This is a genomic window from Paenisporosarcina sp. TG-14 (assembly GCF_000297555.1).
Lineage (GTDB): Bacteria > Bacillota > Bacilli > Bacillales_A > Planococcaceae > Paenisporosarcina > Paenisporosarcina antarctica.
Genome location: NZ_AMGD01000007.1, coordinates 146,826 through 162,766, shown reverse-complemented (window position 1 = coordinate 162,766; position 15,941 = coordinate 146,826). Strand labels below are relative to the sequence as shown.

14 protein-coding genes are annotated in these 15,941 nt (G+C 39.4%); 8 read left to right on the top strand and 6 right to left on the bottom strand.

What is annotated here, in order from left to right; translation table 11 throughout:
* Positions 1-63: 63 nt before the first annotated feature.
* Genes C406_RS0103880 through C406_RS0103870 form a run of 3 tightly spaced genes read right to left on the bottom strand, consistent with a single transcriptional unit; the run spans position 64 to position 1,860 of the window.
* Positions 64-909 carry an RluA family pseudouridine synthase gene (locus tag C406_RS0103880; RefSeq protein WP_017379280.1) on the bottom strand — a complete coding sequence of 282 codons (846 nt, stop codon included), beginning with the start codon at positions 907-909 and terminating at the stop codon, positions 64-66.
* Between the two features lie 53 nt (positions 910-962).
* Positions 963-1,433 (bottom strand): thioredoxin family protein, encoded by a 471-nt coding sequence (locus tag C406_RS0103875; RefSeq protein WP_017379279.1) that lies wholly within the window; start codon positions 1,431-1,433, stop codon positions 963-965.
* A gap of 1 nt (position 1,434) precedes the next feature.
* Positions 1,435-1,860, bottom strand: coding sequence for a disulfide oxidoreductase (locus C406_RS0103870; protein ID WP_017379278.1), 426 nt, complete (start codon positions 1,858-1,860; stop codon positions 1,435-1,437).
* A 133-nt stretch (positions 1,861-1,993) separates the two neighbouring features.
* Here C406_RS0103870 and C406_RS0103865 point away from each other — a divergent pair, with 133 nt between their 5' ends.
* From C406_RS0103865 to C406_RS0103830, 8 genes are all read left to right on the top strand, one after another.
* Complete coding sequence (locus C406_RS0103865; protein WP_017379277.1) at positions 1,994-3,538, top strand: carbon-nitrogen hydrolase family protein; 1,545 nt, start codon at positions 1,994-1,996, stop codon at positions 3,536-3,538.
* Positions 3,539-3,642: 104 nt separating this feature from the next.
* Positions 3,643-5,376 (top strand): phospho-sugar mutase, encoded by a 1,734-nt coding sequence (locus C406_RS0103860; protein ID WP_017379276.1) that lies wholly within the window; start codon positions 3,643-3,645, stop codon positions 5,374-5,376.
* A gap of 298 nt (positions 5,377-5,674) precedes the next feature.
* The gene (locus tag C406_RS0103855) at positions 5,675-7,738 is read left to right on the top strand and encodes a BglG family transcription antiterminator (RefSeq protein WP_017379275.1); all 2,064 of its coding nucleotides are present in this window, start codon (positions 5,675-5,677) and stop codon (positions 7,736-7,738) included.
* Positions 7,735-8,001, top strand: a complete 267-nt coding sequence (locus tag C406_RS0103850) for a PTS sugar transporter subunit IIB (protein WP_017379274.1) — start codon at positions 7,735-7,737, stop codon at positions 7,999-8,001. The genes C406_RS0103855 and C406_RS0103850 overlap by 4 nt, the downstream gene beginning before the upstream one ends.
* Before the next feature lie 25 nt (positions 8,002-8,026).
* Positions 8,027-9,295, top strand: coding sequence for a PTS ascorbate transporter subunit IIC (locus tag C406_RS0103845; protein ID WP_017379273.1), 1,269 nt, complete (start codon positions 8,027-8,029; stop codon positions 9,293-9,295).
* A gap of 307 nt (positions 9,296-9,602) precedes the next feature.
* Entirely contained in the window at positions 9,603-10,718 is a 1,116-nt protein-coding gene (locus C406_RS0103840) for a GAF domain-containing sensor histidine kinase (RefSeq protein ID WP_017379272.1), read from the top strand.
* A gap of 12 nt (positions 10,719-10,730) precedes the next feature.
* Positions 10,731-11,378: a response regulator gene (locus tag C406_RS0103835; RefSeq protein WP_017379271.1), complete on the top strand. Its 648-nt coding sequence runs from the start codon at positions 10,731-10,733 to the stop codon at positions 11,376-11,378.
* 14 nt (positions 11,379-11,392) lie between these two features.
* Positions 11,393-11,938: an NADPH-dependent FMN reductase gene (locus C406_RS0103830; RefSeq protein ID WP_017379270.1), complete on the top strand. Its 546-nt coding sequence runs from the start codon at positions 11,393-11,395 to the stop codon at positions 11,936-11,938.
* A 275-nt stretch (positions 11,939-12,213) separates the two neighbouring features.
* On the opposite strand, the gene rsgA is transcribed toward C406_RS0103830, so the two are convergent.
* From rsgA to C406_RS0103815, 3 genes are all read right to left on the bottom strand, one after another.
* On the bottom strand, positions 12,214-13,296 hold the full coding sequence (gene rsgA / locus C406_RS0103825; protein WP_017379269.1) for a ribosome small subunit-dependent GTPase A: 1,083 nt from the start codon (positions 13,294-13,296) through the stop codon (positions 12,214-12,216).
* Between the two features lie 291 nt (positions 13,297-13,587).
* Positions 13,588-14,472: a cation diffusion facilitator family transporter gene (locus C406_RS0103820; protein ID WP_017379268.1), complete on the bottom strand. Its 885-nt coding sequence runs from the start codon at positions 14,470-14,472 to the stop codon at positions 13,588-13,590.
* A 66-nt stretch (positions 14,473-14,538) separates the two neighbouring features.
* The gene (locus C406_RS0103815; protein ID WP_026045596.1) at positions 14,539-15,864 is read right to left on the bottom strand and encodes a hemolysin family protein; all 1,326 of its coding nucleotides are present in this window, start codon (positions 15,862-15,864) and stop codon (positions 14,539-14,541) included.
* Between the last annotated feature and the right edge of the window lie 77 nt (positions 15,865-15,941).

The window sequence follows — 15,941 nt, the reverse complement described above, 5'->3', positions numbered from 1 at the left end:
CACTATTCGGGGTTCAGTTCAAAATTGACTCAGGAATCTCTTTTTTATTTAAGTAATAAATCTTTATTTGTAATCTTCTACCACAATCATTTCTTTCGTAATCGGATGAACAAATTGCAATTTCTTGGCTTGAAGGGAATAGTTGTCTGCTCTCGTTCTCGATCCGTACATTCTGTCACCAGTAATTGGATGACCTATTGAGCTAAAGTGAACCCGAATTTGATGTGTACGTCCAGTTTCTAAAATTACATTTACTTTAGTGAAGTTGGAATCTTGTCCCACCACTTCAAAATGGGTAATCGCTGTTTGCCCAGATGGAGATACAGCGCGACGTGCAGAATCATGACGGTCTGTACCAATAGACGTTCGAATAGATCCGCTTTTTTGTGTCATATAGCCGTCTACAATCGCTTCATACGTGCGAATGATTTTTTTCTCTTCAAGCATACGATCTAACATGGATTTGATTAGTGGATGTTTCGCAATTAATACTAATCCTTTCGTTCCTTGATCGAGACGGTGGACGTGTTCTGCATATACGCCACCTTGTTTATTTACATAGGCCATGACATGATTCATACATGTACCAGTTTGTCCGGGTTCGTTTGGATGTGTTAACATATCTGCAGGTTTTGAAACTACGAGTACATGAGCATCTTCAAACAAGATAGGAACTTCGCAAATGTCAGTAGCCACATAAGAAGAAGGCTCGACGTTTATATTGAATGTAAGTTTAGTACCTATTGGAAAATGATGTTGCCAAACTACAGGTTCTCCGCTTTCATTCAAAATACTTTTAGCCATGCGCATTTCGTGCATGATTTTCTTGCCGATGTGGAAATTGTCACGGAGAAGTTCTTCGATTGTAATATTATCTTGTTGCAATGCATAATGAAAAGTTGTAATCATTTATATTCCTCCTAAAAATAGACCATGTACGATGACATGGTCTACGTTATCTTCTATTTTAATACAACATCGTTGAAAAATGTTTTAATATTTTCTTCAGGCTGATTTCCAACCATGCGTGAAACTTCTTTACCATCTTCAAAATGAATCATAGTCGGCGTTGCTTTAATCGCATAATCTTCCCAACCCTGATCAAATTCTAAGACATTGTATTGGAAGATATCAACGTCCATATCTGCTACTACTGGCATTAACACAGGAGTCATAGCTTTACAATGTACACAAGTAGGGCTAAAGAAGTAAGCTGTTACAGGCTCTCCACTTTCTACTTTTGCTTGCAAGTCATCAGGTAGAATGATGTTTTGATAGTTTTCATCGTCTAATTGGTCAATTGTTTCTTGTTCCAAATCGTTCGTGCCGTATGGATTGTCCGCTAATTTATTGTTATTGGACATATTATTCAGGACAATAATCAATGCGAAAACTGCTACAATGATACCACCGATAATTAATAATTTTTTCATTTTACTTTTCCTCCTTTGAAGCTTTTAATAACATGAAGCTTGTAACAGTAATTAGAACAAATGCAGTTAGTGCTAAAAACGGGATGGTAATGAAGCCGAAGATGTTAATGTATTCACCTGTGCATGACACGCGCTCACAGGCTGGTGCATTTTCAGACAAAAAGCTTACTTTTTGTAAACCATAATGATACATAGAAATTGCAGCACCAATAATGGAAAAAATTGCGGTTGTTACGGCAATTTTAGCATTTTTCTGGACAAAGGCAATTCCTATAATAAGAACCAACGGATACATAAAGATTCGTTGTATCCAGCATAGCTGGCATGGTTCGTAGCCCCTAACTTCTGAAAAGAATAGGGAACCAATTGTGGCTGTTAATGAAACGACCCACATAATCAATAATATGTTTTCTGATTTTTTAGACATGTTCCAATCTCCTCTTGTGAGGGTAAACTCATAGTAAAGTATAATTCTTAGCATCCTACAAGTAAAATATTTTCAACGGAGTCGAAAGTCTTATATAATGAAATAGATAGCTTTTAGAAGGAGACGATACCATATGTCAGAGGAATTCGATTTATCACAATTTGAAGTAAGCATGGTAATTAGACAAACGACGATAGAAGATATAGAGCCTATGTTAGCCATGCAAAGACTTTGTTTCCCAGGAATGGATCCATGGAAAGTAGAACAATTGCGCAGTCACTTAAGTATTTTCCCAGAAGGTCAGCTTGTAGCAGAACTGGATGGCATTATTATAGGTTCTTGTTCAAGTTTAATCATAAATTTTGATGAATATGATGATCGTCATTCTTGGTCAGATGTAACGGATGATGGCTATATAACGAATCATAATCCAGAAGGATACAATATGTACGGCATCGAAGTAATGGTGCATCCAGAATACCGACGCATGAAAGTCGGTCAACGTTTGTATGAGGCACGCAAAGAAATAGCACGTCAGTTTAATTTGAAATCTATCATTATTGGTGGACGTATTCCAAATTATCACAAACACTCGAAAGAGATGTTACCACGTGAGTATGTAGACGCAGTATCAAGACATAAAATTTATGATCCCGTGTTAACGTTCCAAATTATGAATGGCTTTACGCTGATGCGTATTAACCCTAACTATTTACCTGATGATACTGCCTCAGGCAAATACGCTACCTTGATGGAATGGAATAACGTCGACTATAAACCGATGTCCAAACGTCACTTTAAAACGAGTTATCCCGTACGAATTTGTGTTGTTCAATACATGATGCGTGCAATTGAATCGTTTGATGATTTAGCAAACCAATGTGAGTATTTCGTTGACGTAGCTTCCGATGCCCATTCTGACTTTGTGGTGTTCCCGGAAATTTTCACTACTCAACTGATGTCATTCTTGAATGAGCCATCTCCGAGTCGCGCCATTCGACGTTTGACTGAATACACACCTCAATACATTGAGCTCTTTACCGATTTAGCTGTTCGCTATAACGTTAATATTATTGGCGGATCCCATTTTGTAAAAGAAGAAAATGATGAGATTTACAACATTGCCTACTTATTCCGCCGTGATGGTTCGATAGAGAAACAATATAAAATGCACATCACTCCAAATGAACGCAAGTGGTGGGGCATTAGTGCAGGGGATTCAGTACGTGTCTTTGATACAGATTGCGGAAAAATTGCCATCCAAATTTGTTACGATATAGAGTTCCCTGAAGTTGCACGTATTGCTACTGATATGGGCGCAAATATTATTTTCGTTCCTTTCTGTACAGAAGATCGACAAGGATTCTTGCGAGTGAAATATTGTGCACAAGCTCGTGCTGTTGAAAATCAAATTTATACGGTTATTTCAGGAACAGTTGGAAACTTGCCACAAACTGAAAATATGGACATTCAATATGCACAGTCTGGTATTTATGCACCTTCTGACTTTGAATTTGCGCGTGATGGCATTGTTGGTGAAACGAGCCTTAACTTAGAAATGGTGTTAATTGGAGATGTAGATTTAGAAATCTTACGTCGTCAACGACAAGACGGTACAGTAAAACAGTTGAAAGACCGTCGTCATGATATATATCGAATCGAATATAAAAAAGGATGAGAAGTGTGCTGCGTTTCTATAATGTCTAGCTACAAGCGCGAATTGGTGCATTAAGCTTTTCTAAGTAGGAGTGCGATTCCATCTTTTCAATTGGAGGAACAGATATGAGCTATCAACAAACTGTCGAAAAATGGTTAGTGTTCGATAATCTTGAACCTGAATTGAAAGAGCAACTTTCTGAGATCTCCCAAGATGAAAAAAGGTTGGAAGATGCATTTTATAAAGAATTAGAATTTGGTACAGGTGGAATGCGCGGAGAAATTGGTGCCGGAACGAACCGTATGAATACATATACGGTTCGCAAAGCTTCGCAAGGCGTGGCGGATTACGTAAAAGCGGCTGGACTTGAAGCGATGAAAAAAGGAATTGTTATCGCATTTGATAGTCGCAGGAAATCACTAGAGTTTACACAAGAAGCAGCGAGTACATTTGCGAGAAATGGTATTCAGGCATATGTATATGAAGTACCTCGCACCACACCACAACTATCATATAGCGTGCGAGAACTTGGCGCATATATGGGGATTGTAGTTACGGCGAGTCATAACCCGCCTGAATATAACGGATATAAAGTATACGGGCAAGATGGTTCACAGCTTAATTTAGAAGATGCTGAATCCGTTATTTCGTATGTTCAACGAGTAGGCAATGAATTAGCTATAGAAGCAGGAAATTATGAAGAATTAGTGCAATCTGGAATGATTCAAGTAATTGGGAGTAGATTAGATAAAGCTTATCTTGAACTCGTTGAATCCATTCAATTTCATGGTGAAACGTCGGGAAAAGAAAACGTAACTGCCGTTTTCTCTCCACTCCATGGAGCATCAGGTTCTACTATTCGTGAGTTAATGACTAGAACAGGCTACACTAATTTCACCTATGTTGAAGAACAAATGGAGCCAAACGGTGAATTTCCAACGCTGAAATCACCTAATCCAGAAGAAGCAGGTGCCTTTGAGTTAGCGAAGAAACAAGGAAAAGAAACAGCAGCAGATATATTAATTACAGCAGATCCAGATGGAGACCGCGTAGGTGTGGCTGTTCAAAAAGGTGCCGACTATGTACTTTTAACCGGAAACCAAACTGGTGCCATATTAATTGAATATTTACTGACGCAATTAAAAGAAAAACAGCAATTGCCAAAAAATGGTCGAGTATTCAAAACAATCGTAACGTCTGATTTAGGACGAGTGATTGCAGAGTTTCACGGGGTATCAAGCGAAGATGTGTTAACTGGTTTCAAATTTATCGGTGAAAAAATTCAACAATATGAACAATCGAAAGAATACGAGTTTCTATTTGGTTACGAAGAAAGCTACGGTTATTTAATTAAACCGTTTGTACGCGATAAAGATGCTATCCAAGCTATTTTAGCCATCACAGAAGCTGCTTCTTTTTATAAGGCGCAAGGGAAGACATTACTAAATGTCTTGCATGACTTATATGAACGCCATGGTTACTATTTTGAAGGGTTAGTTTCGGTTACGAAAAAAGGGGCAGACGGAGCACGTGATATTCAAAGTCTTCTTACCAATTTACGTAGTCAACCCTTAACAGAAATTGCCGGCATAGCGATTTCATCGCAAGAAGATTATTTAACGCAAACACGTAGTTTTGTGGATAATCGCAATGATGAAAAAATGATTTTGCCTCAAGCTAATGTAATGAAATATTTCTTAGTAGATGGTTCTTGGGTTTGTGTCCGTCCAAGTGGTACTGAACCAAAGATTAAATATTATATTGGTGTGACAAGTGCTACTGAAGCTGATAGCAAAGAAAAACTCAATATGATTAAATTGCAATTCACAGCTGAAATGGAAAAACGTTTCAGTTTGTAAAAATGGACCCTATTAGTGAACGTGCTAATGGGGTTTTATTTTATGTGGTGATTAGAAATGTGGAAACAAAAGGGCAATGAGTTTAGAAGAGAGATACAAGAGGTCAATAGGCACGATATGTTGGCTTATTTAGGACGTAATTAAAAAGAAGTGTCGGATGTATCTGACATTTCTTTTTATTTCGACTATTTTACATGTACAGTATAGTGTTGTGCAGACTTGACAACAATAATGGGGCTGAGAAACAATGTATTTCTTTAAATAGATAAGGTATCGTAAATACAAGGAGGATAACAGGATGTTCATAGATGAAAGAAGCGCTGCTTTGCTGAAACTATTACAACATTCGTCCATTCCAACAATGGCTGAAATTGAAGAACAAACCGGGCTAACACGCAGACAGATTCAATACAGTCTGGGAAAAGCGAACGACTGGCTTGAATTTCACCATTATCAACCCGTTCAATATAAAAGGGACGCAGGCTATTTTCTAATCGACGAGATTAAAGAAGAAATGAATGTCAAGCTGACAAAGCGGACATATGTCTTTTCTGAGAAAGACAGGGAAAAAGTATTTTTTCTCATGGTTCTGCTTAGTAAAGAAGAACTGTCTGTCTATCATTTTCAGTCAATGACCGGATTGTCGCGCAGTACCGTATTGATTGATTTGCAGCGCCTTAAAGCAAAAGCGAAGCAACAAGAGCTGAAAATCCATTATTCAAAACAAGAAGGTTATTTGGTAGAAGGCAATTCGCGTATTAAAAGGTATGTTGTCGAGCAGCTTGTTCGTGATGTTTTGAATAGCCAGAACTGTGAAGTTATTGTGCAATGTATATGGGGAGAGCATGAACAGCAGATTGAAGCGATCCAATCTGAACTAGAGAAAATCGAGAAGAATCTCGGAATTGCCTTCACTGACGAAAGATTAAATGAATTGGCGTATCTGTTCTTTTCTACTGATCAATTAATTGGAAAAGGGGAAGTCTTGCAGGATGATCCGAGCTGGAAACCATTCGTCAATGTGAAAGAATATAAGCTGATTGATCAAATGATTGCCACTGATGCGTTTCAATCTCGCTGGAGCGAAACAGAAAAGCTCTATGCGACTTTGCATATTGTCAGCATGAACCGTATTAAAGATCTCTCACCTTTAAGCGAGAATCAGGTATTTCACAGTTTGATGCAGCAAGTAGCTGAGGAGTTCGAGCGTCTCACATTCGTGCATTTGCATAATAAAGTACAATTGTGCACGCAATTAAACGTACATTTTAAACCAGCGTATTATCGTATCAAATACGGTCTGCCTCAAGTTAACCCTTTAAAGGAGCGCATTCAGAAAATCTATACTGAACTTCACCATCTGACTAAAAAGTCCCTTAGGGTCCTAGAGCAAGAGATTGGATACGATATTCCGGAAGATGAGGCAGCATACTTCACCATTTATTTTGGGGGATGGCTACAAAAGCAGGGAACAACTTTGAATGAGCGGAAACGGGCGATTGTGGTCTGTCCTCACGGAGTAGGGGTTAGCAATATTTTGAACTTTACGCTGCGGGAATTATTCCCGAACATCCTGTTTTTGGATGTGTTGTCGGTCCGTGACGCTGCGGAATATCCGCTTTCCTACGATCTGGTTTTCTCCTCAGTCAATATGAGGACGGATGCGACGTTGTTCGTAGTGCCACCTATTTTAGAAGGACGTGACAAGCATAAATTGAACCAGCAAGTCATGCAGGAATTATACGGCTATACCATGCAAAGTGCAGACGTCAACGCATTGGTGAAAGTGATTTCAAAATATGCGACGATCCATGAACAAGATCAATTGGAGCAAGCGCTTCAGACCGCCTTGTACAATAAACCATCCAAAACCAGCACGTATACATTAAAGGAGGTAGAAAAACCGGTGTTAGAAGAATTACTCAATCAACAAACGATTCAAATCAAACCTAAAGCTGCTACATGGCATGAAGCCATCCAATTGGCTGCCCAGCCGCTTGTTGAACTGGGAACTATCGAAGAGGGCTATGTTAACGCAATGATCGAATCAATCGAAGCAAACGGACCGTATGTGGTCATCACGCCGGGAGTGGCGATTCCACACGCGCGTCCTGAACAAGGAGTCCGGTCGCTTTCTATGAGTTTGCTGAAGTTGGACGAAGCGGTGGATTTTGCAGCCGATAAACCAGTCCGATTAATCATTGTTCTGGCTGCTGTTGACAGTGAATCCCATTTGCGCGCTCTGATTCAGCTGACGAATTTGTTAAACGAACCGGCTAATATCGAACATATGATACAGACAACTGACAAAACAAAACTTATGGAGTTAATCCATAACTATTCTAAGGAGGAAACAGAATGAAAATCATGGTGGTATGTGGAAATGGTTTAGGAAGTAGCTTTATTATGGAATTGAATGTAAAAAAAGCATTGAAAGAACTAGGCAAGACGGCAGTCGTGGATCATACAGACCTTACTTCTGCAAAATCGGAACAAGCAGATGTATTTATTGGAGCGGCAGATATTATGGGGCAACTGGATAACGGCAGCCGAACGATTGTTACGCTGGAGAATATGATGAGCATTCCAGAAATCAAATCAAAGTTAGAACCGCATCTGACTTAAGCCACTCGAAAAGGGGGAAATTACTGTGTTAGAACTAATTATGAATGACATATTAGGAACGCCGGCCATTTTGATTGGACTGTTCGCTCTTGTCGGTTTATTATTACAGCGCAAATCTAGCGCCGAAGTGGTATCCGGTACAATGAAAACAGTGATGGGCTTCTTGATCATCGGGGCAGGAGCAACGGTCCTGATTGGCTCATTGGATGTTTTCGGAAAAATGTTCGACCATGCATTTAATGTTCAAGGCGTAATTCCTAATAATGAAGCGATTGTCGCTGCCGCCCAAAGCGAGTTCGGCACATCAACAGCTTTGATCATGGTGTTCGGGATGATTACTAACATCATCTTGGCGCGCATTACACCGTTCAAGTACATTTTCTTGACAGGGCACCATACCTTATTCATGGCTTGTCTTTTAGCTGTAACATTATCTGTTGGCGGTCTTGAAGGTCCTATGCTAATCCTAGTTGGATCATTCCTGCTTGGCTCATTCATGGTTTTGTTTCCAGCGCTTCTTCAGCCATATGTTCGCGAAATTACCGGCAGCGATGATTTCGCGATTGGGCATTTCGGTTCAATCGGCTATTTTGTTTCAGCTAAAGTCGGTAAATGGTTCGGCAATAAAGAACACACGACCGAACAAATTAAAGTACCGAAATCATTAGGCTTTTTAAGAGATACCTCTGTAGCGGTTTCTCTTACGATGACATTGTTCTTTTTAGTAGTTGCTTTATTCGCAGGTCAAGGGTTTATTGAAGAGAATCTATCCGGCGGTTCAAACTTCCTGGTATTTTCATTCATCCAAGCTATCACATTTGCCGCGGGAGTATACATAATTCTTGCAGGTGTACGTATGTTAATTGCGGAAATTGTTCCCGCTTTCCAAGGGGTGGCGGATAAATTGGTGCCGAATACAAAACCGGCACTCGACTGCCCGACAATTTTTCCTTTTGCACCAAATGCAGTAATCATAGGTTTTCTTTTTAGCTTTTTGGCTGGACTATTGTCGATGTTCTTCCTTCCAGTGCTAGGATTAAGCGTCATCGTCCCTGGTTTGGTTCCTCACTTCTTCACAGGAGCGGCTGCAGGGGTCTTTGGAAATATTACCGGCGGGCGAAGAGGCGCGATGTTCGGGGCTTTTGCAAATGGGTTGATCATCAGTTTCATTCCAGCAATCCTGCTCGTCTTGCTTGGTGATATTGGATTCCAAGGAACTACATTCGGTGATTCCGACTTCGGAATTGTTGGAACGCTGATATTGAGTATTATGAAATTATTGGGATATTCTTGATATTAGAACTTTAATTAAACCGTCTGCACTAGCCTATATGGTTAGCGCGGACGGTTTTTTGTTTTTAACAAAGGGAAAATCGCTGATCTATAACAAGTGTAATCAATACTGATTAAAGAAAATTTAGAAAATACTGGTTGAATTTAAAAAACACATAAAATTTAGCGGGCTTACACGACATTTAATTTATGGAGAACCCTTTAGAAATTAGCATGTCATTCAAAAGTATGAACTATCTCTCATGCGAATGCATGAAAACGAGTGGTATGATAGAAGATATAATGATAGGTAAGATGGAGGAACTGTTATGCATTCAAAAGAGTTTTCAAACATCGGGTTATTGAAAGAAATCGCCGAGTTGTTGAATGAAGAAACTGAAATGATACCTATGCTGCAGGGCGCATTACGAAAATTCTTAGCAGGTACTCAGTTTGAAACAGGCTGGATTTTCTTTATTGATATAAAAGGAAAGCATCAATTACTTGCCTACGAAAATCTCCCTACTGCACTTGAAGATGGTAGTTGTCATCAACTTCAAAAAGGCGGATGTTGGTGTGTATCTAAGTACCGCAGTGGGGAACTTAAAAAAGCAACGAATATAATTGAATGTCAGCGGATTGAAAGTGCAATCGATTCAAAGGTTGGTGACTATGGAGGCATTACACATCACGCAACTGTAGCGCTACAATCTGGTCAAGAAAGATTTGGCCTGTTAAATGTGGCGTCCCCATATACAGTTGGGTTTACAGACGATGAACTAGCATTGTTAGAGTCAGTGGCATTTCAAATGGGCTCAGCAATAAAGCGCATCTTGTTAACAAAACAAGAACAAGAAATGGCGCTAGTGCAAGAACGCAATCGATTAGCACGTGATTTACATGATTCGGTGAACCAACTCTTATTCTCCGTTACGCTTACTGCTCGAGGCGGTAGTGAAATGGCTGAACACCCACAAGTAAAAGCAACGTTTCGTGAAATTCAACATTTAACGCAGGAAGCATTAACTGAAATGCGCGCACTTATTTGGCAGCTGCGTCCAAAAGGGTTGGAAAGTGGACTTATTGAAGGGCTTAAAGGCTATGCTGAAATGCTTGGATTGTCGTTAAACGCAAATGTATCAGGAGTTATTAACTTGCCTTCTCGAACAGAAGAAACTTTATTCCGTATCGCGCAAGAAGGATTAAATAATGTTCGAAAACATGCAGGTGTACAGGAAGCTGAATTGTTTATAACCGTTACACCTTCGGACGTGCTGCTTGTTTTAAAGGATGAAGGAGGTGGATTCCAAATGGATTCAAATGTACGACTACCATCCATTGGTATTCAGAGTATGCAAGACCGTGCTAGAGCTGCTCGCGGGTCAGTAGATTGGGTAAGTGAGATGGGAAAAGGAACGGAAATATTAATAAGGTTGCCTTATTAAGGAGGAATCTGCATGATTAGAGTGCTGATTGCGGATGATCATCATGTAGTAAGACGAGGGTTACTTTTTTTTCTTAAGACTCAAAAGGATATTAATGTTGTGGGGGAAGCTACGAACGGTCGAGAAGCCGTTGAGTTGACAGCTAGCCTTAGACCAGATATTGTATTAATGGATTTGGTCATGCCAGTAATGGACGGGATTCAAGCGACAAAAAAAATCAAACAACAATACCCGAAAACAGAGGTTTTAATGCTTACGAGTTTTTCAGATCGTGATCACGTCATACCTGCAATTGAAGCGGGAGCAGCAGGTTATCAATTAAAAGATATTGAACCTGATGATTTAGTAGAATCCATTCGAAAATTAATGCGTGGGGAAAATACCTTGCACCCGATTGCCACATCACAACTAATGAAAGTACGTGAACCGCAAATTGATCCAGCGCATAAGCTATATCCACTTACGCCTAGAGAGCAGGATGTCTTATCTGAGCTCACAAAAGGAAAGAGCAATAAAGAGATTGCTTCATCCCTGTTTGTCACAGAGAAAACAGTTAAGACACATATATCCAACATTTTTTCGAAATTACACGTACAAGACCGTACGCAAGCTGCTCTTTATGCAGTGAAGCACGGGTTAACCGATCCGAGTGGATTGTAAAAGGAGACAATGAGATGAAAATATTAGTAATCAGTGGAGGGCCACGCAAACACGGCAGAACTGCAATTGCAGCTAGATTTATCGAACGTACCTACGGATTCCATACATTGGATTTAAGTGTGATGGAAATGCCAATGTATACAGGAGAAGAGGATCAAACAACTAATCCGGTTGTAAAATCTTTACGTCAGTCTGTTCTAGAAGCAGACGGGGTAGTATTATTATCACCTGAATACCATAGTGCAATGAGTGGGGCACTAAAAAATACATTAGATTTCTTAAGCGGCACACAATTTCTACACAAACCAGTTGGCTTAATTGCTGTTGCTGTTGCTGGTGGCGGTAAAGGCGGTATTAATTGTTTAAACAACATGCGTACGGTGATGCGAGGGGTTTATGCTAATGCAATTCCTTGTCAATTAGTGCTAGATCCAAGTACATTTGATTATGATCGCGACGGACTATTAAATGAAGCAGCTGAACAAGTGGACAAATTAATTGAAGAATTAAAAATGTATACGCGCATAGGGAAAGAAGTAAACGTACAACAATTAATATAAATGAAATGTAAGAACTGCATACCTGCATAGGATGTGGTTTTTCTAATAAATGGAGATGTGACATTGTCACATCTCCATTTTACAATTTCAGATAATCCTATGAATGTAATGCTTTCGTCGTTGCCGAAAACTACCTGGAAATCTTTCAGTGTCATAAACAGACATTTTTTGTTAGTTGTCTAACCCTACAGCCACACTTTCATAAACGAACCTCGCGGGATTGTCACCCACAGAAAAGCCAGCCCATTTTTTTAGGGCTGGCAATTATTTAGTGCTTACCTCTTTTTCGCTGAGCGTTTACGCATGTCTTTCGTAATTTGTTTCCATTTTCCACGCTCTGCTTTTTGAGCTGCAGCATCTGCTTTTCTTTCAACGTAAGCAAGTTCACGTTTTAGCTTTTCATAGCTTGCATAGCGTTCGAAGGTTAGAGAACCATTTTCAAGAGCTTCTTGCACGGCACAACCTGGTTGATTAGTGTGTTGGCAATCAGTGAAACGACATGAATTTGCAAATTGCTCGACATCTTTGAATCCTGTATTTAAGCTTTCACTGTTGTCCCACATTTGAAACTCGCGCATACCAGGTGTATCAATTAACAATCCTCCACCAGGCATGCGGAACAATTCGCGATGACTAGTAGTATGGCGTCCTTTGTCGTCATCTTCTCGAATGTTTTGAACCACCATAACCTCTTCACCACATAGGGCGTTTGTTAAAGATGATTTTCCAACACCAGATGAGCCAAGAAGAGCTGCTGTTTTTCCGTCTTTTAATAATTCTTGAAGTTCAGCGACTCCTTCGCAGGTTACACTGCTGACGACGTGAATGGGCACTCCAAATGCTACATCATTTGCTTGATCAACAAAGAATTGTGGATCATCACATAGATCCTTTTTGGTTAGAACGATAACGGGGTTTGCCCCAGAATCCCAAGCAGCAATTATATATCGTTCGAGTCGCCGAACATTAAAGTCTAAGTTTAGAGACATGATAAGAAAGACGATATCGACGTTTACGGCGACAATTTGTTCTGCAGTTGTTAGACCTGCAACTTTTCGAGAAAAAAGCGATGTTCGTGGAAGGATACTGCGAATAATCCCTTTTTCTTCACCAGGCATTTTTTCTACAGCAACCCAGTCACCGACAGCAGGGTAGTCTCTACGATCTTGTGCTGCATGCTTAAAACTCCCGGAAAGAGAGGCTAACCATTCACCTTCATCGGTTACAACGCGGTACATATGTTTATGCTCTAGCAAGATACGACCAGCGATGCTTGCTTGTAATTTTTCATTGTTGGATTGGTTTTCCCATTTTGTTTTCCATGATTCGTTCCATCCGTAATTTTCAACTGTTTTCAAAGTATATTCCTCCTGTTTTGTGTATATAAAAAACCGTGGCTGCGAAAAGGCAGTCACGGTTAAATACACACCACAAGAAACGGTCTACTTTTAGAAAGCACAATTGTGATGAGATACCTGGAACATGCCAATTCGCTTGTTTACATTCTCTAATAAAATTGTCATAATACCTCACCTGCTTTCTTTTGATGAAACAACTATATCAAAAATATATATATTTAGTCAATGTATTTAACGGAATTTTGTTTATATTCCGAAAAACTAACGTGATGCTCAAAGCAAGAAATTGCGTTATTCTTCTGACAGATGAAGCTGATAAGGTTCGATATGGACAAACACCTCGGAAAATGGTTTTACATTATGAATTTTCTTCTCTATTTCCTCCGTAATTCGATGGCTTTCTACGACATTAAGACTTGGGTCTACCGCTATGGTTAAATCAACAAACATGAGATTTCCATGCATTCTTCCTTTGAAATCATTCAAATGGAGTACACCTTGAACGTTCTCTACAAGAACTGATAAGGTTTCTACTTCTTCTTCGTTGAATCCATCTGTAAGTGTATGAACTGCTTCATAGAAAATAGTAAATGCAGTTTTCATAATAAGTACGCCAACCAATATAGCGGTAATTGAATCAAGAATAGGGAGTCCGAAAATTGCAGTTAGTATCCCGATAGTTGCGCCAATACTTACGAGAGCATCTGATCGATTATCATAAGCAACTGCTTTGACGGCTGTACTGTTAATGCGGTTCGCTAACTTCAAATTGTAACGGTACACCATATACATAACGACGGCACTGCCACCTGCAACAACTGCGGTCCAAATAGAAGGAGTTTCATAAACTGGGTGAAGTAAATTCTTACCGGCATTAATAAGCACTTGTAAGCCTATGGTAGCCATTATAAAAGATGCTACAAGAGAGGCAACAGTTTCTGCACGAAGATGTCCATAATGATGATTATGATCAGGGGGCTTTTGAGAAATACGTAGACCAATCAGCACGGCGAAAGAGGCGATGATATCCGTCATATTATTAAGACCATCTGCTTTTAATGCTTCCGAGTTTCCAATATATCCAATCGTCAGCTTTAATGCACTTAGTATGATATATGTTCCTATACTTAACCATGCGCCTTTTTCGCCTTCGCGCAAATTTGTATATAGCTCCATTTTGTTTCCCCCCTGCAAAACTTTCAGACATAAGAAAACGACCCTCTTTGGGAGAGTCGTTTAGCTCTAAGATTCCACTGATTGATCTATGCGAAAATCAGCAACTTCTTCTTCAGTTAACTTCATGACCTCTAAATATAGTATGTGATGACCTTCCATATCTTTAATCGTAAATTCGTACCCTTGTTCAATTATTTTTTCACCTTTAATGGCTTCGAAATGTTTTGTTAAGAACCAACCACCAATTGTATCGATATCTTCTTCATCAATATCTATGCCTAAAAGATCATTCACATTTTGAATTAATATTTTTGCATCAAGAATATAATGATTATCACCCAACTTTTGAACGTCTGGCAGTTCATCATTATCAAACTCGTCTCGAATATCACCGACAATTTCTTCAAGAATATCTTCAATAGTAACCAGTCCAGACGTACCACCGTACTCATCCATTAGAACCACCATATGAATACGTTCACGCTGAATTTTTAGTAACAACTCACCAATAGGTATTGTTTCAATAACACGAATAATGGGTTGCACATAGTCAATTACAGGTCGATTGATATTGTTTGCATCTTTAATATAAGCAGTTAGTAGATTTTTCATGTTTACTAGTCCAATTACATGGTCTTTATTACCATCAGTAACAGGATAGCGTGTATATTGCTCGACATTTATTTGATCAAACACTTCACGAAGAGTTGTATGTTTATCAATGGTGCTCATCTCTGTTCTAGGAGCCATAATCTCCTTAGCAATCCGATCGTCGAATTCAAAAATTTTATTTACAAACTTATATTCTGATTGGTTAATTTCACCGCTCTTCAAGCTATCTGATAAAATCATGCGAAGTTCTTCTTCTGTATGAGCAAGTTCAGATTCGGATGCTGGCTGTAATCCAAATAAGCCTGTAAGACCACGAGCAGAACCATTTAAGAATTTAATGACTGGATACATGATGCGGTAGAACCAAATTAATGGTGTTGCAGTAGCTAAAGCAACTTCCTCCGCTTTTTGAATAGCTAACGTTTTCGGTGCCAATTCACCGACAACTACGTGCAAGAATGTAACGAATGAGAACGCAATTCCGTAAGAAAAGATGTTCGACATGCTTTCGCTAAGCTCGAAACGTTCAAAAAGTGGATGTAATATAAGCTCAACTGTAGGTTCTCCGAGTAAACCAAGACCAAGAGCGGTCATTGTGATACCTAACTGACACGCTGATAAATATTCATCTAAATTTGAAACGACTCGTCTTGCATTTACCGCACGTTTATTTCCTTCCGCAATTAATTGATCAATGCGGGTTGCTCTCACTTTTACAATAGCAAACTCACTTGCAACGAAGAATGCCGTTAAAGCGATTAAGACAGCAAATGCTGTCAATCGTATGGCTATGTCCAAAGAATTCCTTTGTTCCAAACCCGAATGAGGGGGAGAACAAAGTGTACACCTCCTGTTTT